The sequence below is a fragment of the Streptomyces sp. NPDC004838 genome (assembly GCF_053600955.1).
Window position 1 is genome coordinate 21,225 of sequence record NZ_JBSGAW010000033.1, and the last position, 21,627, is coordinate 42,851.

Annotated in this window: 15 protein-coding genes; 2 read left to right on the forward strand and 13 right to left on the reverse strand. The window is 73.1% G+C overall.

The window, feature by feature from the left end; all coding sequences use genetic code 11:
* The first annotated feature begins 30 nt into the window (after positions 1-30).
* Complete coding sequence (locus tag ACWEFL_RS30135; protein ID WP_451718521.1) at positions 31-1,122, forward strand: amidohydrolase family protein; 1,092 nt, start codon at positions 31-33, stop codon at positions 1,120-1,122.
* 316 nt (positions 1,123-1,438) lie between these two features.
* Entirely contained in the window at positions 1,439-2,395 is a 957-nt protein-coding gene (locus ACWEFL_RS30140; protein ID WP_451718523.1) for an SCO1860 family LAETG-anchored protein, read from the forward strand.
* Between the two features lie 174 nt (positions 2,396-2,569).
* Here the strand turns inward: ACWEFL_RS30140 and cobC are convergent, their stop codons facing one another.
* The 13 genes from cobC to ACWEFL_RS30205 all read right to left on the reverse strand — a co-directional run bounded on the left by cobC (position 2,570) and on the right by ACWEFL_RS30205 (position 21,548).
* Positions 2,570-3,631 (reverse strand): Rv2231c family pyridoxal phosphate-dependent protein CobC, encoded by a 1,062-nt coding sequence (gene cobC, locus ACWEFL_RS30145; protein WP_451718525.1) that lies wholly within the window; start codon positions 3,629-3,631, stop codon positions 2,570-2,572.
* Entirely contained in the window at positions 3,615-4,580 is a 966-nt protein-coding gene (locus tag ACWEFL_RS30150; RefSeq protein ID WP_451718527.1) for a sirohydrochlorin chelatase, read from the reverse strand. The genes cobC and ACWEFL_RS30150 overlap by 17 nt, the downstream gene beginning before the upstream one ends.
* Positions 4,577-5,161 carry a precorrin-8X methylmutase gene (locus ACWEFL_RS30155; RefSeq protein ID WP_451718529.1) on the reverse strand — a complete coding sequence of 195 codons (585 nt, stop codon included), beginning with the start codon at positions 5,159-5,161 and terminating at the stop codon, positions 4,577-4,579. Before ACWEFL_RS30155 ends, ACWEFL_RS30150 begins: the two co-directional genes overlap by 4 nt.
* A gap of 574 nt (positions 5,162-5,735) precedes the next feature.
* Complete coding sequence (cobJ, locus tag ACWEFL_RS30160) at positions 5,736-7,532, reverse strand: precorrin-3B C(17)-methyltransferase (RefSeq protein WP_451718531.1); 1,797 nt, start codon at positions 7,530-7,532, stop codon at positions 5,736-5,738.
* Positions 7,529-9,055: a precorrin-6y C5,15-methyltransferase (decarboxylating) subunit CbiE gene (gene cbiE, locus ACWEFL_RS30165; RefSeq protein ID WP_451718534.1), complete on the reverse strand. Its 1,527-nt coding sequence runs from the start codon at positions 9,053-9,055 to the stop codon at positions 7,529-7,531. Before cbiE ends, cobJ begins: the two co-directional genes overlap by 4 nt.
* Entirely contained in the window at positions 9,052-9,879 is an 828-nt protein-coding gene (gene cobM / locus ACWEFL_RS30170; RefSeq protein ID WP_451718536.1) for a precorrin-4 C(11)-methyltransferase, read from the reverse strand. The genes cbiE and cobM overlap by 4 nt, the downstream gene beginning before the upstream one ends.
* A gap of 362 nt (positions 9,880-10,241) precedes the next feature.
* Complete coding sequence (cobI, locus tag ACWEFL_RS30175; protein WP_451718539.1) at positions 10,242-10,979, reverse strand: precorrin-2 C(20)-methyltransferase; 738 nt, start codon at positions 10,977-10,979, stop codon at positions 10,242-10,244.
* Entirely contained in the window at positions 10,976-12,418 is a 1,443-nt protein-coding gene (locus tag ACWEFL_RS30180; protein WP_451718542.1) for a cobyrinate a,c-diamide synthase, read from the reverse strand. The genes cobI and ACWEFL_RS30180 overlap by 4 nt, the downstream gene beginning before the upstream one ends.
* The gene (gene cobO, locus ACWEFL_RS30185; protein ID WP_451718544.1) at positions 12,412-13,011 is read right to left on the reverse strand and encodes a cob(I)yrinic acid a,c-diamide adenosyltransferase; all 600 of its coding nucleotides are present in this window, start codon (positions 13,009-13,011) and stop codon (positions 12,412-12,414) included. The genes ACWEFL_RS30180 and cobO overlap by 7 nt, the downstream gene beginning before the upstream one ends.
* Positions 13,011-15,203, reverse strand: a complete 2,193-nt coding sequence (locus ACWEFL_RS30190) for a putative cobaltochelatase (protein WP_451718547.1) — start codon at positions 15,201-15,203, stop codon at positions 13,011-13,013. The genes cobO and ACWEFL_RS30190 overlap by 1 nt, the downstream gene beginning before the upstream one ends.
* Complete coding sequence (cobN, locus tag ACWEFL_RS30195; RefSeq protein ID WP_451718549.1) at positions 15,200-18,877, reverse strand: cobaltochelatase subunit CobN; 3,678 nt, start codon at positions 18,875-18,877, stop codon at positions 15,200-15,202. The genes ACWEFL_RS30190 and cobN overlap by 4 nt, the downstream gene beginning before the upstream one ends.
* Positions 18,874-20,571, reverse strand: coding sequence for a cobyric acid synthase (locus ACWEFL_RS30200; RefSeq protein ID WP_451718552.1), 1,698 nt, complete (start codon positions 20,569-20,571; stop codon positions 18,874-18,876). Before ACWEFL_RS30200 ends, cobN begins: the two co-directional genes overlap by 4 nt.
* Positions 20,568-21,548, reverse strand: coding sequence for a cobalamin biosynthesis protein (locus ACWEFL_RS30205; protein ID WP_451718554.1), 981 nt, complete (start codon positions 21,546-21,548; stop codon positions 20,568-20,570). The genes ACWEFL_RS30200 and ACWEFL_RS30205 overlap by 4 nt, the downstream gene beginning before the upstream one ends.
* Positions 21,549-21,627 lie beyond the last annotated feature (79 nt).

Below are 21,627 nucleotides of genomic sequence, written 5' to 3' on the forward strand. Positions count from 1 at the left end.
GCGTCCCCCGGCTAGGTCCTGATGGCAGATATGAGTGATCACGTGGTGCTTCATGTGAAGGGGCGGGTGCTCGTCGGCGCCGACGACGTACGCGATGAGCTGTGGGTCGTGGGCGGGCGCGTCACCTACGAGAGGCCGTCGCGCTCCGGCGACGCGCTGACCGTCGAGGGGTGGGCGCTGCCGGGGCTGGTCGACGCGCACTGTCATGTGGGGCTGGACCGGCACGGACCGGTGGACGACTCGACCAGCGAGAAGCAGGCGATCGCCGACCGGGACGCCGGAACCCTGCTGATCAGGGACGCGGGATCGCCCTCCGACACCCGCTGGATCGACGAGCGCGAGGACCTTCCGAAGATCATCCGGGCGGGCCGCCATATCGCGCGCACCCGCCGCTACATCCGCAACTACGCCCATGAGATCGAGCCCGGCGACCTGGTCGCCTATGTGGCCCGAGAGGCCCGGCGGGGCGACGGCTGGGTCAAGCTCGTCGGCGACTGGATCGACCGCGAGGTCGGGGATCTGTCCGCGTGCTGGCCGCGCGGCGCGGTCGAGGCGGCGATCGCCGAAGCGCACCGGCTGGGGGCGCGGGTGACCGCGCACTGCTTCGCCGAGGACTCCCTCCGGGATCTGGTCGAGGCGGGAATCGACTGTGTCGAACATGCCACCGGGCTCACCGAGGACACGATTCCGCTCTTCGCCGAGCGCGGGGTCGCCATCGTCCCGACGCTGGTCAACATCGCCACCTTCCCCGCGCTGGCGGACGGCGGTCAGGAGCGGTACCCCGTCTGGTCCGCCCATATGCGGCGGCTGCACGAGCGCCGGTACGACACGGTCCGGTCGGCGTACGACGCCGGCGTCCCGGTCTTCGTCGGCACCGACGCGGGCGGCTCGCTGCCCCACGGTCTGGTCGCGGCCGAGGTCGCGGAACTGGTGAAAGCCGGGATTCCGCCGCTCGAGGCGCTCTCGGCGACCACCTGGGGCGCGCGGGCCTGGCTCGGCCGCCCGGGGCTCGACGAGGGCGCACCCGCGGATCTCGTGGTCTACGGCACGGATCCGCGGGCGGACGTCAGGGCGCTCGCGGATCCGCGCCGGGTGGTCGTGAACGGGCGGATCGTGGGCTGATCCGCCCGCCGTGCGGTCATCGCCGTGTTGACCGAGCGTGACTTCTCGGGGTGGACGGTCGTTAAGACCCTTTTTGTGGGATTCCCTGCACTTGACCGGCGTACGCCCTCGTCGCCTTCGAGGGCGGGGAAAAAGGGAACGTCCGTGCCTCATGAATCGAATACAGGATCGGAAACCCCTCTTTGGAGTGAACTGACGCCCAGTGTCTGGAAGTTCACTCTCAGTGCGTAAAGATGATTGGCGTCTCAGTCGCCGCATTCCACGTGTCCCCGTGGAATGCGGACGGCGTCATTCCTCTTGTGGGGGTTCCACCATCTTGAACAGCGACACCTTTCGCATGTCCGCCCGCCGTTGCGCCTCCATGACGGCCGCCGTCGCCCTCGTCGCGGCACCCGTCGCGCTCGCCGGGCCGGCGCACGCCACCGGCGGCGACGCGGAGGGCCGGGCCAGCGCGGCCGTGCTCCGCACGGGACTCGACGTCTCCCTGCTCAACAAGACCGTCAACGTTCCGCTCACCGCGTCCCTGAACGAGGTGAAGGCCCCCGCCAGCGCCGAGAAGACCGCGCTCTCCGTACAGCTCGACGGCGTCGACGGGGGCAAGCCGTTCCAGGTGCTGCGCGCTGACGTGGCCACCGCGAAGGCCACCGTCGACAAGGAGAAGTCCGAGGGCTACGTCAATCTCGCCAACGCCAAGGTCCATGTGCCCGGCCTGCCGCTGCTCTCGCTCATCGAGGTCGAGAAGGTCACCTCCAAGGCGGTCTGTCCGGCGGGCGGGAAGCCGACCGCCGAATCGAACGTCCTTGGCGAGGTGAAGGTACTCGGCAAGAAGATCACCCTGACCGCCAGCGGTCAGACCCGCGTCGAGGTGCCGGGTGTCGGCGTGGTGACCCTCGACCTCTCCCGGACCGAGACCACGAGCCGTACGGCCGCGGCCACCGCGCTCGAACTCAAGGTCGCGGTGAACCCCCTCAACCTCAACGTCGCCGAGGTGAACGGTTCCGTCACCCTGGTCGAGGCGAAGTGCGAGGCCCCCAAGGCCGCGGAGCGCGAGGAGGAGCCCGAGGAGGAGCCCGAGACGTCCGAGGAGCCCACGGCCGCTTCGACCCCCGGCATCAAGGCCCACGGCGGCGACACCCCCGTCGAGACCGAGAACCTCGCGGAGACGGGCGGCAGCTCCTCCACGATGTACATCGCCGGCGGCGCGGCCGTCCTCCTGGGCCTCGGCGGCGGCGTCATGCTCCTGAACAGGGCACGCGCCCGTAACCGGGCCTGACTCCCACAGGCGTCCCCTCGCGGGGACGGGTGCCGGGGACCCGTGGCCGGGGAGCTACGGGTCCCCGGCCACCTTCGGTCCTGTGCCGCCCTCGCCGTCACCGGGGTTCCCGCGCCGGGCTGCCGCCCTTTGCGCCGGGCCGTTCGGCAGCCGCCGGAGCCGGTGGCGTCGCGCTCAGTCCCCGACCATCGTCAGGGCCTGGTCCAGCGCCTGGAGAAAGCGGTTCGTCGTGGTGCGGTTGCGGACCGCGAGGCGGATCCAGCCGGGGCCGAGGCCCGGGAACGTGTCGCCTCGGCGGGCGGCGAACCCCAGGCGGCGCAGCCGCTCCCGTACCTCCGCGCCCCGCCGCACATGGACGAGGACGAAGGGACCCGCCGCCTCCTCCACCACCCGGACCTCGTCGAACTCCGCGAGCCCCGCGAGCAGATGGGCCCGCTCCACCGCGATCTGCCGCGCCGCCTGCTCCGCCTCCTTCAGCGCCGCCGGATCCACACACGCCTCCGCCGCCGCCAGCGCGGGAGCCGAGACCGGCCACAGCGGCTGCGCGCGCTCCAGCGCGCGGACCGTGTCGGGCTCGGCCAGCACATAGCCGATGCGCAGACCCGCGAGCCCCCAGGTCTTGGTGAGGCTCCGCAGCACCACCAGTCCCGGTACGTCCGTCCGGTCCGCCAGCGTCTCCGCCTCGTCCGGCACCGCGTCCATGAACGCCTCGTCCACCACCAGCAGCCGCCCCGGCCGGGCGAGCGAGGCGATCGCGGACGCCGGATGCAGCACCGACGTCGGATTCGTCGGGTTGCCGATCATCACCAGATCCGCTCCGTCCGGCACCGCCGCCGGATCGAGCCGGAAGCCGTCCCTCTCCCGCAGCAGCAGCCGTTCCACCTCGTGCCCGGCATCCCGCAGCGCCGCCTCGGGCTCGGTGAACTGCGGGTGCACCACCAGCGGATGACGAACCGTCAAGGCGCGGGCCAGCAGTACGAACGCCTCCGCCGCGCCCGCCGTCAGCAGCACCCGCTCCACCGGGAGCCCGTGCCGCTCCGCGACGGCTGCCCGTGCGGCCCGGCCGTCCGGGTAGGCCGCCAGAGAGGTGAGCGAGGCTGCGATACGCGTACGCAGCCAATCCGGGGGAGTACCGGCACGGACGTTGACCGCGAGATCGATCAGCCCTTCGGCCGCGTCCCGCATCTCCACGTCACCGTGATGGCCGAGATCATATGGGTCAGTGTGCGTGTGCATGGCTGCCGTGCTGGTGCCCGTGACCATGCCCGCCATGCCCGTGCCCGCCATGCCCGTGCCCGCCGTTCCCGTGACCGTGGTGGTGCCCGTCGTCGTCCGGGTGGTAGTGCGGCTGCTGCGGCATTCCGACCTTGTCCTCGAACCCCGGCAGCGCGATCCGGTACACGCACGAGTCGCAGTTCATCCGGATGTCACCGGCCACGGCCTCCCGGTACCGCTCCATCACCAGATCGAGCAACTCGTCGGTGGGACCGATCACATCGGCCGCGAAGACCTCCACCTCGGGATGCCGGGCGGCCCACTCCTTCGTCTGCGTCCGCACCCGCTCCGGCAGAATGCCCGTGAACAGGAAGTACGGCAGCACGACGACGCGCCGCGCACCCAGCCGTACACACCGGTCGAGACCGTTCGGCACATCGGGCGCGGCCAGCGACACGAACGCCGTCTCCACCCCTGCGTACCCACGCCCCTCCCAGAGCAGCCGCGCCGCCTTCAGCACCTCGGCGTTGGCGTCCGGGTCGGTCGACCCCCGGCCCACCAGCAGTACGGTCACCTCCGCCCGGTCGGCGGAGGAGTCACCGAGGGCCTCGGCTATCCGGCGCTCCAGCACCGTCAGCAGCGCCGGATGCGGTCCGAGGGGGCGGCCGTAGGTGTACGAGATCCCCGGATGCCGCTCCTTCTCCCGGGCGAGCGCCGCCGGGATGTCGCCCTTGGCGTGTCCGGCGGAGACCAGCATCATCGGCACCGCCGCGAAACGTCTCACCCCGCGCTCCACGAGTTCGGTGACGGCTTCACCGAGCGGCGGTGGCGACAGTTCGATGAAGCCCCCGGCGACGGGGAGCGAGGGGTTGCGGCGTCCCAGCTCCCGTACGAAGTCCCGGAAGGCCCCGGCCCCCGCTTCGTCTCGGGTGCCGTGGCCGGCGATGAGCAGTGCGGGCGGGGTGGTCACGCGTTCTCCTTGGGGTGAGGGTGGTACAGCAGGGCGTTGAGCGCCGCCGCGGCGACGGCGCTGCCCCCTTTCTCGGACACATTGCTGACGGCCGGGAGCCCGCTGTCGCGCAGCGCGGCCTTCGACTCGACCGCGCCGACGAAGCCGACGGGCAGACCGATGACGAGCGCCGGCTCCGCGCTCAGCGTCAGCAGCTCCTCCAGCGCGGTGGGCGCACACCCGATGACCCAGATCGCACCGGGCCCGACCTGCTCGTACGCCAGCCGCACCGCATGCGCGGAACGCGTCAGCCCCTGCCGGGCCGTGGCGTCCTTCAGCCGGCAGACGGTCTCGCGGCGGGTGATCCCGGCCGCGACCATCTCCACGTCCACGACGACGGGGGCCCCGGTGTGCAGCGCGTCGTGCGCCACGGCGAGAGAGGCTTCGTCGCAGACCAGATCCGCCGCGTAGTCCAGATCCGCGGCGGAGTGCACGACCCGCTCCACGACGGCCCGCGTCAGCGGCGGCAGCCCGGTGGTGTCCAGCCGGGCCCGCAGCCTGCGGAAGGACTCCTGTTCTATGGGGTGGACGACACGGGTCATGCGGCGGCTCCGGGGTGAGGGTCGGTGCGTGCGGTGGCGTCGGCGGATCGCGAGATCATCGGGATCTGGCCGGAAAACGATGGTCGCGTGCCGGGAATCGGGCACCGCGACCGGGCACGGTCAACTCGTGGGCGACGGTGGGTGATCAGGGCTCCGGGCTGTCGCGCCCGCCGCGGCTCGTACGCCGACGGGGTCCCGGCGGCTCGTGCGGACGGGCCGCTCGGCGGCTCGGGCACGGCCTGGGACACGGCCCCGGACGCTTCCGCGCGATACGGCTTCCGGCGCTGATCCGGCTCCCGGACGCGGCGCGGCTCCTGGACACGGTCCGGCTGCCGGACTCGCTGCGGCTGTCGGACGGCGACCGGTGCTCCCCTGTGGCACCAGGCATCGCGCAGGGCCCGTACGTGCCGGAGAGCCCGCGCGTGCCATGAAACCCGTATGCGCCGGGGAGCCCCTGCGTGCCATGGAGCCCGTACGCACCACCGGACCCCGTACGCACACCGAGCCCGGCGCGCGTCCCGCACATGGACGCGCGCCGCTGGGCTCCGGGTCATGCCCGGAGGGGTGCCCGGGATCATGACTGCCACCGATAGCCGCGCGGGGTCACCATGCGGCCCGCGATCTCGCGGGTGGCCGTGTTGCCGACCGTCACGACCGTCATCATGTCCACCGCGGAAGGATCCACTCCGGCGAGTGTCGTCACTCGGCTGGATTCATCCGGCCGGGAAGCGTTCCGTACGACGCCCACCGGAGTTCCGGGCGAGCGGTGCTCGGCGAGGATTCCGAGCGCTTTCGGAAGCTGCCAGTCGCGGCCACGGCTGCGCGGGTTGTAGAAGGTCACGATGATGTCGGCCTCGGCCGCCGCCCGTACCCGGCGTTCGATGACCTCCCACGGGGTGTGCAGGTCGGAGAGGCTGATCGACACATGGTCGTGGCCGAGCGGCGCGCCCAGGATCGCCGCCGCCGCGAGGGCCGCGGTCACTCCCGGCACGCCCACCACGTCGATGTCGTCGGACGCCTCGGCGAGTGCGGGCGACGCCATCGCGTACACCCCCGCGTCACCGCTGCCGATCAAGGCGACCGCGTGCCCCGCGCGGGCTTCGGCCACGGCCGTACGCGCGCGTTCCTCCTCCGCGCCGAGACCGGATTCCAGCACTCGGGTGCCGGGCCTGAGCAGATCGCGGATCTGGTCGACGTACTGGTCGAGCCCGACCAGCACCGACGCCCGCCGCAGTTCGTCCGCCGCCCGAGGCGTGAGCAGATCACGTGCGCCGGGCCCGAGGCCGACCACGGCGAGCCGGCCGCGCGGCGGCCTGCGCGCCACCGCGCAGGTCGCCATCGCCGCCCGCCCCTCGGGGCTCGACTTCCGCTTCGGCACGAGGAGTTCCCCGCCCCCGGCGAGGGCCGCGGCCTCCGCGACCGACGGAGTCCCCACGGCAGCGAGCGGCGCTCCGGACGGATTCGGTACGGGGATCTCCGCGAGGCGCTCGGCGGCGTACGTCACCAGCGGCACCCCGAGCCGCTCCGCCGCGCCCACGATGCCCGGCTCGCCGGCCTTGGCCTCCACCGTCGCCAACTCGGCCACGCTCAGCGCCGAAAGACCCGCTCCGCGCAGGGACTCCCCGATGAGCCCGAGGACTTCGTCCACCGGCGCTCCGCTGGACGCGCCCACCCCGACGACCAGCGACGGGGGCCGCAGGACCGCCGCCGAAGGCCCCAAATCCAGGAGCCGGTCGGTCACATGAAGCACGGCATCGGCATCGGCATTGGCATCGGCAGCGCCCGGCCTCGCGTCCGACGGCCTGGCGTCCGGCGACCCCGCGGTCGTCGCCTCCGGAACCGGCAGTTCCGCGCTCGTCGGCTCCGTGCTCGTCGGACTCACGTTCGGTGGCAGCGGCGGCAGCGGCCACACCGCGTCCGCCCGCAGTTCCACCGGCTTCCCGTCGAGCAGCGCCCGCGTCACGGACGCCACCGCGCCCTCGACCGGCAGGCCCAGTGTGTCCAGCCCCGGCACATCCGTCGCGTCCGTCGCCGTCGTCACCACCGGCTCACAGCCGAGTACTTCCGCGACCCGGCCCGCCAGTTCGTTCGCGCCGCCGCCGTGCCCGCCGAGGAGGGAGACCGCGTACCGCTGCCCCTCGTCCACGCAGACCACTCCGGGATCGGACGCCTTGTCCGCCAGCAGCGGGGCGATCAGCCGTACGGTCGCTCCCGTCGCGAGGAAGCACACCAACTGCTCGCACTCCGCGAAGGCGCGCTCCACGGCGGTCCGGACCGGGCCCTCGTACACGCGGGTGCGGCCGGGCCAGGCCGATACGAGCCGGTCGCGGGCGACGGCACCCGCCGCCGTCGCGGAGATCAGGCCGATCACTGGGTCTCTCCTTCACTGGTTCCGACGCCGACTCCTGTCGGCGGCGCTGTCGCCGTTCCTGCCGTTCCTGCCGTTCCTGCCGTTCCTGGCGTTCCTGCCGTTCCTGGCGTTCCTGCCGTTCCTGGCGTTCCTGGCGTTCCTGGCGTTCCTGGCGTCCGCCCGGTCGCCCGTACCGCGGGGCGTGCGACGGGCCGTCCCGCCGTGGGACCGGCCTCCGGCCGGGTGCCCGGATCCTCGGCCCTGTCCGCCGGGCGGTCGCCCCAGAGCAGGAAGACCGGATTGGCCGCCGCGAGCCGGGTCACATCCCCCGGCAGGGGCGCGAGCCGGGCCGAGTTCAGCAGTACACCGTCGACCGCGAAGCCCGCCCCGGTGAGGGCGGCCCGTACCGAGGGCACGCGGTCCAGCGCCGCCAGCGCGACGACCACCGTGCGCCGAGCCCGCCGCGCGCACGCGCCGACGATCGCGGGCAGATCGCCGCCACCGCCGCCGATGAACACCGCGTCCGGGTCCGGGAGGTCCGACAGCGCGGCGGGAGCGGTCCCGTGCACCGTCTGCACCTCCACGCCGTGCGCCACCGCGTTGGCCCGGATCCGGTCGACGCCGTCCCCGGACTTCTCCAGCGCGACGACCGCCGCACCGAACCGCGCACACTCCACGGCCACCGAACCGGAGCCCGCGCCGATGTCCCACACCAGTTCGCCCGTACGCGGCCCGAGGCGGGCCAGTGCGAGCGCCCGTACCTCGAACTTGGTGATCATCGAGTCGCGGTGGTCGAAGTCGCCCTCGTCCAGCGCCCATCGGGAGGGGTTCGCGGCGGGCCCGGCGACGGTGAGCTGCCCCGGAGCCAGCTTCCGGGTCTCGTCCAGGCAGAGGACCACGCTCACCGCGTCCCACGTGCGCCCGGCCGCCAGGGCCGGAGTCAGCCGTTCGACGCGCTCGTGCTCCGGATCGCCGAGCGCCGACGCCACCACCAGGGTCCGGTCCAGGCCCGCCAGCGCGGCCCCCAGCTCCGCGGGGCCCGCGCCGGGGCCGGTCAGCACCGCGGTCTTGGGGTGCGCCCGGCACACATGGACGGCGGTCCGCAGATCACGGCCGTGCGCGCTGACGACCACCGCGTCGTCCCAGGGCAGGCCGAGGCGGGCGAACGCGACCGCGACGGACGCCGCTCCGGGCCGTACGTCCAGGGCGTCCGGACCGAAACGGTCCGCCAGGATCCGTACGATCCCGAAGAACCCCGGATCTCCCGAGGCGAGCACCACCACCCCGTTCGCCTCGCCGATGCCGATGCCGATGCCGACGCCCTCGCCGATTCCCTCGCCACGACCGCCGCCACCCCCGACGGCCTCCTCGATACGGTCGAGCGCCGGGGCAAGCGGACCGAGGACCATCTGTTCGGCGGCGGTCGGCACGGGAGCCGCCGCAAGATGCCGCCGCGCCCCCACGACCAGCGTCGCGGACTCCAGAGCCGCGGCGTCCCGTACGGAGAGCGGCCCCCCGGTACCCGTGCCGATGACGGTGATCACGGCGTCGCGCCCTGGGCGCGCAACGCCTTGCGGGCGGCCGGATCGGCCTTGCGGAAGCCGTGGAAGTGGCCGGGGTGGTACAGATGCGAGCGAGTCCCCGACGAGGAGAGCGCCGGGCCGACCAGGAACAGCGTGTGCTTCCAGAGCTTGTGCTCCTTGACGGTCTCCTCCAGCGTGCCGATCGTGCAGCGCAGAATCAGCTCCTCCGGCCAGGTCGCCTGATACGCGATCACCACCGGAGTCCGCGTCGGATAGCCGCCTTCCAGCAGCTCCTGGGCCAACTGTCCCGAGCGCGCCGCCGACAGGAACAGCGCCATCGTCGTCCCGTGCCGGGCGAACTCACGCACCTCCTCGCCCGGCGGCATCGGCGTCTTCCCCCCGCCCAGCCGGGTCAGGATCACGGACTGCGCGACCTCCGGGATCGTCAGCTCCCGCTGGGCGATCGCGGCGACCGCCGAGAACGACGACACCCCCGGCACGATCTCCACCTCGATGCCCAACTCCCCGCACCGGTCGAGCTGCTCCTGGGTGCCGCCCCACAGGGCGGGGTCGCCGGAGTGGATACGGGCCACCCGCAGCCCCTCGGCACGGGCGCGCGCGTACACGGCGACCACGTCCTCCAGCGACATGGCGGCCGAGTCGAGGATCTCGGCCCCCGCACGGGCGTGGTCGAGGACGTCGGCCTGCACCAGGCTCGCCGCCCAGATGACGATGTCGGCGTCGGAGATCGCCCGCGCGGCGCGGAACGTCAGCAGATCGGCGGCACCGGGGCCGGCGCCGACGAATGTCACCTTGCCCTGTGCGCCGTGTACGGCAGCGGCCATGATCGGGTCCTCCGGGATCGAAAAATCCGTGTGTCTCGTGTGTTTCGTGTGTCTGGTGTGAAACGGGTGACTGGGGCTGCCGCGCAGGAGATACGGCGAGGTCACCGCACCGGCGAAGGCGCAGGGCGGTCTTCGTCGCGCCCGGCGTGTTCCTGATGACGCCGTCCGGCGGCCGGACGGCGCGACGCGTCACCGTGTCGCCCGAGGCGCCGAACCCGGACGACGGCCCGGATTCCGTAACGGACGACGGCCCGGATCCGGTGTCGGACGACGGCCCGGATTCCGTAACGGACGACGCCCCGGATCCGGTGCCGGACACCGGCCCGGTTCCCTGCCAGCCAGTCCGCCCGGTCTATGGGATGTCACAGCTTGCCGCCTCTGCCGCCGTCGCGTGGCGCGGGGGCGATCAGCGTCGAGAGATACGGCAGAGGCACGCCGTCCAGCTCGTCCATCTCGGACGCCTGCCGAATCGATTCACCGGGCAGTCCGAGAGCGGATCCCCACACCGCGCCCTCCGTCCGCCCGGTCTCCCGCAGCGCCGTCGCCACCTCGGCGGCCAGCCGTCCGAACTTGTACGCCACCACCGTCCCCGGCCCCTCCAGCGCCTCCTTCAGCACGGCGGCGCCGGCCGTCACCGGGACCAGCGTCAGCGGTTCGGTGCCCTCGGTCAGCACCGCGCCGCTCCGGGCCGCCAGATCCTGCATCGCAGTGATGCCCGGCACGGTCTCCACGGCCGTGCCGGGAACCAGCGCGCCGATCGTCTGCGCGAGATAGGTGAACGTTGAATACACATTGGGGTCGCCGATCGTCGCGAACGCGACACGGCCCCGCTCGCGCAGCAGCTCCGCCACCCGCGCGCCCGCCGCGTCCCAGGCGGCCTCGCGCCGGGCCCGGTCGGTGCGCTCATTGAGCGCGAACACGATCCGTACGACCTTCTCCGCGCCGACGTAGTGCAGCACGGTCGCCTCGGCGCGCCCCCGCTCACCCGTCTCCATGACGGGCACGACGACGACATCGGCCTCCCGAAGCTCCCGTACGCCCTTCACGGTCACCAACTCCGGGTCGCCGGGCCCCACTCCGACCCCGATCAGCCTGCTCATCGCGCGCACCTCTCCATGAATCGACGGGCGACACCGGGCTCCGCGGCCCAGTGCGTATGCAGATAGCTCGCATGCACGCCCCGCTGGACGAATCCCTCGGTCCGGCGCTCCGGGCGGACGAGGCCCCAGGCGGGGGCCGGCCCCGCGCCCGGTGCGATTCCGGTCCGGTGGAACTCGTGCCCGCGCAGCCTTGTCCCGGCCACGGCGAGGCAGCTGTCGCTCACCGCGACGGCCTCCCGGTACCCGAGCGTCAACCGCTCTCCCATCCGCGCGTGGGCGTCCAGCACCCCGCACATGGGCCGCTCGTCGAGTGACCGGGACAGATACAGCAGCCCCGCGCACTCGGCGGCGACGGGTCCTCCTCCGCGCGCGAACTCCGCGACCGCCTCGCGGAGCGGTTCGTTCGCCGACAGCTCCGGCGCGTACACCTCGGGGAACCCGCCTCCGACGACGATCCCGGCCGTGCCCTCGGGCAGCGACTCGTCCCGCAGCGGGTCGAAGGGGACGACGTCCGCGCCGTACGCGGTGAGGAGTTCGAGCTGCTCGGCGTACGAGAACGTGAACGCGGGCCCGGAGGCCACGGCCACCACCGCCCGCCCGCCCTTCCCCGACGGGTCCTGGGCGGTACTCAGTCGGGAGCCCGCGCTCCACGGCCCGGCGGAGCCCGCGCTCCACGGCCCGGCGGAGCCCGCGCTCCACGGCCCGGGCGAACCCGCGCTCCACGGCTCGCCGCCCACGGCGTCCCAGCTCGGCGCGGACCGCGCCAACTCCATCAGCGCCCCCAGATCGCAGCCCCGCCGCACCAGATCGCCCATCGCCGCCACCGAGGCCACCGCGTCCGCCCGCCGCTCCGCCACCGGCACCAATCCCAGGTGCCGCGAGGGAACCGCGACCTCCGCACCCCGCCGCAGCACGCCCAGCACCGGCACCCCGGAACCCTCCAGCGCCTCCCGCAGCAGCGCCTCGTGACGGTCGGAGCCGACCTTGTTGAGGATCAGGCCGCCGATCCGGACCATCGGGTCGAAGGAGACGAAGCCGTGCACCAGCGCGGCCACCGACCGCGACTGCGACGACGCGTCGACGACGAGCACCACCGGGGCGCGCAGCAGCTTGGCGATCTGCGCGGTGGAGGCCAGCTCGCCTTCGCCGGCCACACCGTCGTACAGCCCCATCACGCCCTCCACCACCGCCACATCGCACCCCGCCGCGCCATGCGCGAACAGCGGCGCCATCAGCTCCGTACCGCACAGATAGGCGTCGAGGTTCCGGCCGGGGCGGCCCGTGGCCAGCGCGTGGTAGCCCGGATCGATGTAGTCGGGACCCACTTTGTGCGGGGACACGGCGAGTCCCGACGCGGCGAAGGCCGCCATCAGGCCGGTCGCGACGGTGGTCTTGCCGCTGCCGGAGGACGGCGCGGCGATGACGAGTCGTGCTACCACTCGATACCCCGCTGGCCCTTCTGACCGGCGTCCATCGGATGCTTCACCTTCGACATCTCGGTCACGAGATCGGCGAAGTCGATCAGCTCCGGGGGAGCGTTACGGCCGGTGATCACCACATGCTGGTTACCGGGACGGTCCCTCAGCACGGAGAGCACCTCGGCGGTGTCCACCCACCCCCAGTGCATGGGGTAGGCGAACTCGTCGAGGACGTACAGCCGGTACGTCTCGGCCGCCAGATCGCGTTTGACCTGCTCCCAGCCCTCGCGGGCGGCCTCCTCGTTGTTGAGCTGCCGGTCGCGCTGCACCCATGACCAGCCCTCGCCCATCTTGTGCCAGTCGACCGGGCCGCCCTCGCCGGACGCCCCGAGCACCTTCAGCGCGTTCTCCTCGCCGACCTTCCACTTCGCGGACTTCACGAACTGGAACACCCCGATCGGCCATCCCTGATTCCAGGCGCGCAGCGCGAGCCCGAACGCGGCCGTCGACTTGCCCTTGCCGATGCCCGTGTGGACGACGACGAGCGGACGGTTGCGGCGCTGGCGCGTGGTGAGTCCGTCGTCCGGTACGACGGACGGCTGTCCCTGCGGCATTACGCGACCCTCCTGCCCGAACGGGAAACGGAACCGGAACCGGCCCTCAGACCAGACCCGGACCCAGCCGCAGCCCCTGAACCGGACCCAGCCCCAGCCCTGAGACCGGACGTGGACCGGGATCCCGAGCGAGCCCCCGAACCCGCGGCCCGAACGTCCCTCACCAGCCCGGAGATCGCGTCCGCCCGCAACTCGTCGAGCGACACAGCCGCCCCCTGAAGATCACCGGCGAGCGTGCCCGCGAGCCCCAGCCGCACCGGCCCCGACTCGCAGTCCACCACGATCGCGGCCGTCCCCTCGGCGGCGTGCAGCCGCGCGGCGCGCGACGCCAGCGCCAGCGGGTCGGGCCCACCGGTCGCCCGGCCGTCGGTCACCACGACCAGCAACGGCCTGCGCGAGGGATCGCGCATCCGCTCCACCCGCAGCACGTCACGCGCCCTCAGCAATCCGGCCGCCAGCGGCGTCCGCCCGCCCGTCGGCAGCAGCGCGAGCCGGGCCGCCGCCGTGTCCACCGACGAGGTCGGCGGCAGCACCACCTCGGCGTCCCGGCCCCGGAAGGTGACCAGCCCGACCTTGTCCCGGCGCTGATACGCGTCCAGCAGCAGCGACAGCACGGCCCCCTTCACCGCGCTCATCCGCTGCCGGGCCGCCATCGAACCGGACGCGTCCACCACGAACAGCACCAGATTGGACTCGCGCCCCTCCCGTACCGCCTGCCGCAGATCGTCCCGGCGCACGACCAGCCCGTTGCCCGAACGTCCCCGCGCCCGCTGGTACGGGGCCGCCGCCCGCACCGTCGCCGCCAGATGCAGCTTGGTGAGCGCGCCCCGAGGCCGCCGCGCCCCCGTCGTCCGGCCGTGCTCGGCACGGGAGCGCGACCGCCTGCCCGCCGCGCCCTCGCCCGTTCCCGGCACGGTCAGCTCCTTCGTACGGAACGGTTCCCCCGTCGCGGCAGCCCGCTGCTCACCGCCGCCTCCGCCCGCGCCCTGGGACGGCTCCTCCCCGCCGCCGGCCTCCGGCGACGCCGGCGCGTCGCCCGGCGGCGAAGCGCCGGGCCCGTCCTGCGGCGGCAGCCCACCGCCGCCATCCGGATCTGTATCCGGATCTGTATCCGGATCTGTGTCTGGATCCGGATCGGGCTCCGGATCCGGGTCGTCGTCCCCGGAGGGGCTGTCGCCGGACCCGCCGAACTCCTCCAGCGTCTCGTCGAGCCTGTCCTCGTCCAGACCTGGGGCGTCGAACGGATTCCGGCGGCGCCGGTGCGGCAGCGCCAGCAGCGCCGCCTGCCGTACGTCCTCGGCCAGTACCTCCGTACGCCCCGCCCAGGCGGCCAGCGTGGCGGCGGTCCGCGCCATCACGATGTCCGCCCGCATCCCGTCCACCTCGAACGCCGAACACGTCGCCGCGATCTGCCGCAGCGCCCCGTCGCCCAGCCGGACCTCGGGCAGCAGCGCCCGCGCCGCCGCGATCCGCGCCCGCAGCGCGTTCTCCTCACCGGTCCAGCGGGCGGCGAAGGCCACCGGATCGTCGTCGTACGCGAGTCGCCGCCGTACGACCTCCACCCGCTCGTCGGGATCCCGCGAGGCCGCGACCTCCACGGTCAGCCCGAACCGGTCCAGCAACTGCGGCCGCAGCTCGCCCTCTTCGGGATTCATGGTCCCGACGAGGAGGAAACGGGCGGCGTGCCGCACGGAGACGCCCTCGCGCTCGACATGGGAAGCGCCCATGGCCGCCGCGTCCAGCAGAACGTCGACCAGATGGTCGTGCAGCAGGTTCACCTCGTCGACGTACAGAATCCCGCGGTGCGCGTCCGCCAGCAGCCCCGGCTCGAAGGCTTTCACCCCCTCCGACAGGGCGCGCTCGATGTCCAGCGCACCGACGAGCCGGTCCTCCGACGCGCCGACGGGCAGTTCCACCATCCGCGCGGGCCGGTCCGTCCCCGGGCCCGCCTCGTGCGGCCCGTCCGGGCACCGGGGATCGGGCGCGGCCGGATCGCAGGAGAACCGGCACCCGGCGACCACCGGCACCTGGGGTATCAGCGCCGCCAGGGCACGCACGGCGGTGGACTTGGCGGTCCCCTTCTCGCCGCGCACCAGCACCCCGCCGACCCGCGGGGACACCGCGTTCAGCAGCAGCGCCAGCCGCAGGTCCTCCTGGCCGACGATCGCCGTGAACGGGTAGGGCGTGCTCATTCGTCCCCCTCCAAGTCACCTTCGAGTTCGAGATAGGTCCGGCGCAGCCGCTCCAGCGTGTCCGCGTCCGGTTCGGCCCACAGGCCCCGCTCGGCCGCCTCCAGTAGCCGTTCCGCGATGCCTCTGAGCGCCCAGGGGTTGGACTTCTTCATGAAGTCGCGGTTCTCGGGGTCGAAGACGTACTCGGCGCTGAGCTTCTCGTACATCCAGTCGTCGACGACCCCCGCCGTCGCGTCGTACCCGAACAGGTAGTCCACGGTCGCGGCCATCTCGAAGGCGCCCTTGTAGCCGTGCCGCCGCATCGCCGCCATCCAGCGCGGGTTGACCACCCGCGCCCGGAACACCCGATGCGTCTCCTCGCCCAGCGTGCGCGTCCTCACCTGGTCGGGGGTGGCGCTGTCGCCGACGTACGCCTGTGGGGACTCGCCCGTCAGATGGCGCACCATCGCCACCATGCCGCCGTGGTACTGGAAGTAGTCGTCTGCGTCGACGAGATCGTGCTCACGGGTGTCGACGTTCTTCGCCGCCACCGCGATCCGCCGGAACGCCGTCTCCATGTCCCCGCGCGCCGCCCGCCCGTCCAGCCCGCGCCCGTACGCGTAGCCGCCCCACACCGCGTACACCTCGGCGAGGTCGGCGTCCGACGTCCAGTTCCGCGCGTCGATCAGCGGCAGCAGACCCGCCCCGTACGCACCCGGCTTGGAGCCGAAGATCCGGGACGTGGCCCGCCGCCGGTCGCCGTGTTCCGCCGTGTCCGCGTCCGCGTGCGCCCGTACGTAGTTGGACTCGGCGGGCTCGTCCAGTTCCGCCACGGCCCGCACCGCGTCGTCGATGAGGCCGACGACATGAGGGAACGCGTCCCGGAAGAAGCCGGAGATCCGGACCGTCACATCGATACGGGGACGGCCCAGCTCCGCCGGCGGTACCACCTCGAAGCCGGTCACGCGCCGGGACGCGTCGTCCCACACCGGACGGCAGCCCAGCAGGGCGAGGATCTCGGCGATGTCGTCGCCCTGGGTGCGCATCGCGGAAGTGCCCCAGACGGTGAGGCCGACCGACTTCGGATACGCGCCCGTGTCCGCGAGGTAGCGGGCCACCAGCGAGTCCGCGAGCGACTGGCCCACCTCCCACGAGAGCCGGGACGGAATCGCCTTCGGGTCGACCGAGTAGAAGTTCCGGCCCGTCGGAAGGACGTTGACCAGACCACGGGTGGGCGACCCGGACGGACCGGCCGGAACATAGCCGCCGTCCAGGGCGTGCAGGACGTTCCCGATCTCGTCCGTCGTACGGGCGAGCCTGGGCATCACCTCACGGCAGGCGAACTCCAGCACGGCGACCGCGTCCGGCACCTCGGCGTCCAGCACCTCCCGTACGAGAGCGCTCACCTCGGCCGTCTCCCAGCCGCGCGCCTCCATGCCCTCGGCCAGCGCCCGGCACAGCCGCTCCAGCAGATCGATCGCGTCCGCACCCGTCCGCGCCGGCCCCTGAACCAGGGCGGTCAGCCCGTCGGGGATCTTGACCGGCGCTCCCGGCTCGGCCAGCAGCTCCTTCTCCACCAGACCGAAGCGGGCGGCGAGGCAGGCCCGCAGACCCGGCAGCGCGTTCGCCTGCCCGCCCCAGACCTGGGAGGCGCGGAGCACGGCCAGCACCAGATTGACGCGGGCCTCAGCCACCGGACCGCCGCCCAGCACATGGAGGCCGTCCCGGATCTGGACGTCCTTGATCTCGCAGAGATAGCCGTCGATGTGCATCACGAACTCGTCGAAGGCGTCGTCGCCGGGCTGCTCGTCGACGTGGAGGTCGTGATGCAGCTCGGCGGCCTTCACCAGCGTCCAGATCTGGGCCCGCACCGCCGGGGCCTTCGCCGGGTCGAGATCGCTGACCAGCGCGTACTCGTCCAGGAGCTGTTCCAGCTTGGCGAGATCGCCATAGGTGTCGGCGCGCGCCATCGGCGGCACCAGATGGTCCACGACCGTGGCGTGGCCACGGCGCTTGGCCTGGGTGCCCTCGCCGGGGTCGTTGACGATGAAGGGGTAGACGAGCGGCAGTTCACCGAGGACGGCGTCGGGGCCGCAGCCCGCCGACAGTCCGAGACCCTTGCCCGGCAGCCACTCCATGGTGCCGTGCTTGCCCATGTGGACGACGGCGTCGGCCCCGAAGGACTCCTCCAGCCAGCGGTAGGCCGCCATGTAGTGGTGTGACGGAGGCATGTCCGGGTCGTGGTAGATCGCGATCGGGTTCTCGCCGAAGCCGCGCGGCGGCTGGATCATCACGACGACGTTCCCGAACCGGAGCGAGGCGAGCACGATCTCGTCGCCGTCGACGTAGAGCGAGCCCGGCGGCTCGCCCCAGTGCTCCAGCATGCCCTCGCGCAGCGCGGGATCCAGGGCGTCGAACCAGGCCCGGTAGTCGGCGAGCGGCACGCGCGCGGGGGCGGCCGCCAACTGCTCCTCGGTCAGCCACTCCACATCGTGGCCGCCCGCCTCGATGAGCCGGTGGATCAGCTCGTCGCCGTCGTCCGGGTGGCCGTCCACCGCGTAACCGGCGTCCCGCAGCGCGTTGAGGACCCGTACGGCCGAGGCGGGGGTGTCCAGACCGACCGCGTTGCCGACGCGCGAGTGCTTCGTCGGATAGGCGGTGAACACGAGCGCCAGCTTCTTCTCGGCGTTCGGCTTCTGCCGCAGCCGGGCGTGGCGGACCGCGATCCCGGCGACCCGCGCCGCCCGCTCGGGGTCGGCGACGTACACCGGAACACCGTCGGGGCCCTGCTCCTTGAAGGAGAACGGGACCGTGACGATCCGCCCGTCGAACTCGGGGATCGCGACCTGCATGGCCGCGTCCATGGGGGAGAGGGCGGCGTCCGACGCCTCCCAGACGGCGCGGGACGAGGTGAGGCAGAGCCCTTGCAGCACGGGCACGTCCAGCTCGGCGAGCGCCCCGATGTCCCACGCCTCCTCGTCCCCGCCCGCGCTCGCCCTGGACGCCGTGGCCCCTCCGGCCGCGAGGACCGTCGCGATCAGCGTGTCCGCCGTGCCCAGCAGCTCGTACAGCCGGGGGTCGGCGTCCCGCAGCGAACCGACGTACACCGGAAGGGCGTTGGCCCCCCGCGCCTCGATCCGCTCACAGAGGACGTCCACGAACGACGTGTTCCCGGACAGCTCGTGCGCCCGGTAGAAGAGCACACCGACCGTGGGCCGACCCTCCGTCCGCTCCCGCGAGCCGTGCACGCCCCACTCGGGCATCTTCCGGGGCTCGGCGCTCTGTCTGACGCGTTCCGCCCCCACCGGCCCGGCGCCGGTCAGCAGCACATCCTGGACGAGGAACCGGGCCAGCTCGGCGAGGTTGCCCGGACCGCCCTCCACGAGATACCGCAGCGCCTCGGCCACCGCGCCCGCGTGGACCGTCGACTCGGCCATCAGCTCCGCGTCGGGGACGGACTCCCCGCCGAGCAGCACGGTCGGGATCCCGGACTCCCTGAGCACGGCGAGCCCCTCCTCCCAGGCGCGCCGGCCGCCCAGCAGCCGTACGACGGCGATGGACGAGCCCTCGATCAGCGCGGGCAGTTCACCGGCGGCGTCGATACGGGTCGGGTTGCCTATCCGGTACGGAGCGCCGGACGAACGGGCCGCCAGCAGATCCGTGTCGGCGGTCGACAACAACAGCACTGTGCTCATACGGGTGCTCCGAAGTCTCTCGGGTCGCCGGGCGCGCCGGGCGGGATGAAAGGAAGGTCCTCGGGCGCGCCCCGCTCGATGAGCCGCATGAGCGCGTCCGTGTCAACGTGTTCTTCGACGAGGTCGCCGAGCCGGTCCAGCTGCTCTTCCCGCAAGGCCGCGAACGAGGTGTCCGGGGCGGGGACGAAGCGCCGGCCGGCGGCACTCGCGACCTGCCGCAGGAACTGCCGCCGGAAGCCGTCGCTCTCCAGTGAGCCGTGCCAGTGGGTGCCCCACACGGCGCCGACCCGGCAGCCCTCCTCGCCGTGGCCGTCGACGCCGGAGGTACCAGAAACCCCAGAAATGCCGGAGATGGCAGAAGCACCGGAGACGCCAGAGATGAACGCCTCACCGCCCAGGACCTCGGCGACGCCGTGGTGGATCTCGTACCCCTCCACGGGTTCGCCGAGCGCCGTGCCGGCCGGTCTCGCGAGCGTCTTGTCGGCCGCGAACCGCACCCGCACGGGCAGCAGTCCCAGACCGGTCACCGAACCCGCCCGTGACTCGACGTCGTCCTCGATGCGCTCGCCGAGGATCTGGAACCCGCCGCAGATGCCCAGCACGGGACGGCCCTCGGCCGCCCTGCGCGCCAACTCCCGCGCGAGCCCCCGCTCCCTCAGCCACTCCAGCGCGCGGACCGTGCCACGGGTTCCCGGCACGATCACCAGATCCGCGTCGCCCAACTCCTCGGGCCGGTCCACGAACCGTACGACGACGCCCGGTTCGGCGGCCAGCGCGTCCACGTCCGTGAAGTTGGACATCAGCGGCACCGCGCACACCGCGATCCGCAGGATCTCCTCGCCGACGGGCGGGGCGACGACCGACTCGCGCACGGCTCCCCGCAGGGAGACGCGCAGCCCGTCCTCCTCGTCGATGCCGAGCCCGTGCGCGTACGGCAGGACCCCGTACGTCCGCCGCCCGGTGAGCCCTGTGAGCATGTCGAGTCCGGGCTCCAGCAGCGAGACGTCACCGCGGAACTTGTTGACGAGATACCCGGCGACCAGCCGCTGGTCCTCACGGCCGAGGAGCGCGGTGGTGCCGAAGAAGGAGGCGAAGACGCCGCCGCGGTCGATGTCCCCGACGACGAGCACCGGGAGGTTCCCGGCTCTCGCGATGCCCATGTTCACGAGGTCCGTACGCCGCAGATTGATCTCGGCCGGAGACCCGGCCCCCTCGCAGATCACGGCCTCGTACGTGCCCCGCAGCTCCTCCAGGCACTCCACGACGGTGGAGAGCAGCGCCTCCCGCCGACCGCCGCGCAGCCCCGTGCCGGGCGACGCGGCCGCCGCCCCCGGTCCCTGGCGCGTCGCGGGCTCGGCGCTTCCGAAGAATCCGCGCGCGCTCAACTCCCCGACGGGTCGGCCCAGCAGGACGACCTGGCTGCTGCGGTCGCTCCCCGGTTTCAGGAGTACGGGGTTCATCAGCGCGGTCGGCTCCACACGGGCGGCCTGCGCCTGCATGGCCTGGGCCCGCCCGATCTCCGCGCCGTCACGGGTCACGAAGGAGTTGAGGGACATGTTCTGTCCCTTGAACGGAGCCACTTTCACGCCCTGGCGTGCGAGCCAGCGGCAGATTCCCGCCGTGACCACGCTCTTGCCCGCGTCGGACGTCGTTCCGGCGATCAGCAGCCCGCCGCCCCGCCTGCGACCGGTCATCGGGTCCCTCCCCTCGTCGCCCTCGTCTGTGCGCTTCGCCCCGCGACCCGCTGGAGAAGCAGCCGGGCGGCGATGCTCGTGCCCAGCGCCAGCAGGCCCACCCGTCGCGACAGCCGGGCCGCCCGCTCGATGTCCCCGACGGCGACCGGGCGTCCACCGCCGTTGAGCACGGGCCGGTGCTCCACCCGCCCGCCGTACGAGAGCGTTCCCCCGAGCCGTACGCCGAGGGCTCCCGCGAACGACGCCTCGACGGGCCCGGCGTTCGGGCTCGGATGCCGGCGGCCGTCGGCGCGCCAGGCCCGGACCGCTCCTCGCGGGTCGTCGCCCGCGAGTGCGGCGAGTGCCGCCGTCAGCCGTGCGCCCGGCGCGCCGGTGAGGTCGTCGAGGCGTGCCGAGGCCCAGCCGAACCGCAGGTAGCGGGGCGACTTGTGTCCCACCATCGCGTCGAGCGTGTTGACGGCCCGGAAGCCCACCAGACCGGGCACGCCCGCCAGGGCGCCCCACACCAGCGCGCCGACCACGGCGTCGGAGGTGTTCTCGGCGACGGATTCGACGACGGCGCGGGCGATTCCGGGTCCGTCCAGGGACTTGGGATCGCGGCCGCACAGATGGGGAAGCCGCTCGCGGGCCGCCTCGATGTCACCCGCGGCGAGCGCGTCCGCGACGGCGCGGGCCTCGCGCACCAGGGACGTACCGCCCACGACGGTCCAGGTGGCCGCGGCGGTCAGCGCCACGGACGCGGCCGGAGCGCGGCGAGCGGCGCGCGAGAGGAACACGGCCCCCGCGGCCGCGCCCCCGGCGCAGACGAGGGTGTGCAGCGCGCCCCAGCCGCGGTGGTCACGCCACAGGACGCGCTCGACGGCGCCCGCGGACCTCCCGAACACGGCGACGGGATGTCCCCGGCGGGGATCGCCGAGCAGCAGGTCGCCGGTGAGGCCGAGGGTGGCGCCGTACGCGAATACTCGGTCGGCACGCATGGATCAGGCGGGTGTCTCGCCTCGGGGGGCCGGTGAAATCGGTGCTGTACTCAGTGCTCTGGGGGCAGGAGCTGAACCG

Excerpts from the sequence above, each read along its gene's own strand:
- ACWEFL_RS30135 (WP_451718521.1), top strand. The coding sequence starts at position 31 with ATGAGTGATCACGTGGTGCTTCATGTGAAGGGGCGGGTGCTCGTCGGC.
- cobC (WP_451718525.1), bottom strand. The coding sequence starts at position 3,631 with ATGCACACGCACACTGACCCATATGATCTCGGCCATCACGGTGACGTG.
- ACWEFL_RS30155 (WP_451718529.1), bottom strand. The coding sequence starts at position 5,161 with ATGACCCGTGTCGTCCACCCCATAGAACAGGAGTCCTTCCGCAGGCTG.
- cobM (WP_451718536.1), bottom strand. The coding sequence starts at position 9,879 with ATGGCCGCTGCCGTACACGGCGCACAGGGCAAGGTGACATTCGTCGGC.
- cobI (WP_451718539.1), bottom strand. The coding sequence starts at position 10,979 with ATGAGCAGGCTGATCGGGGTCGGAGTGGGGCCCGGCGACCCGGAGTTG.
- cobO (WP_451718544.1), bottom strand. The coding sequence starts at position 13,011 with ATGCCGCAGGGACAGCCGTCCGTCGTACCGGACGACGGACTCACCACG.
- ACWEFL_RS30190 (WP_451718547.1), bottom strand. The coding sequence starts at position 15,203 with ATGAGCACGCCCTACCCGTTCACGGCGATCGTCGGCCAGGAGGACCTG.
- cobN (WP_451718549.1), bottom strand. The coding sequence starts at position 18,877 with ATGAGCACAGTGCTGTTGTTGTCGACCGCCGACACGGATCTGCTGGCG.
- ACWEFL_RS30200 (WP_451718552.1), bottom strand. The coding sequence starts at position 20,571 with ATGACCGGTCGCAGGCGGGGCGGCGGGCTGCTGATCGCCGGAACGACG.
- ACWEFL_RS30205 (WP_451718554.1), bottom strand. The coding sequence starts at position 21,548 with ATGCGTGCCGACCGAGTATTCGCGTACGGCGCCACCCTCGGCCTCACC.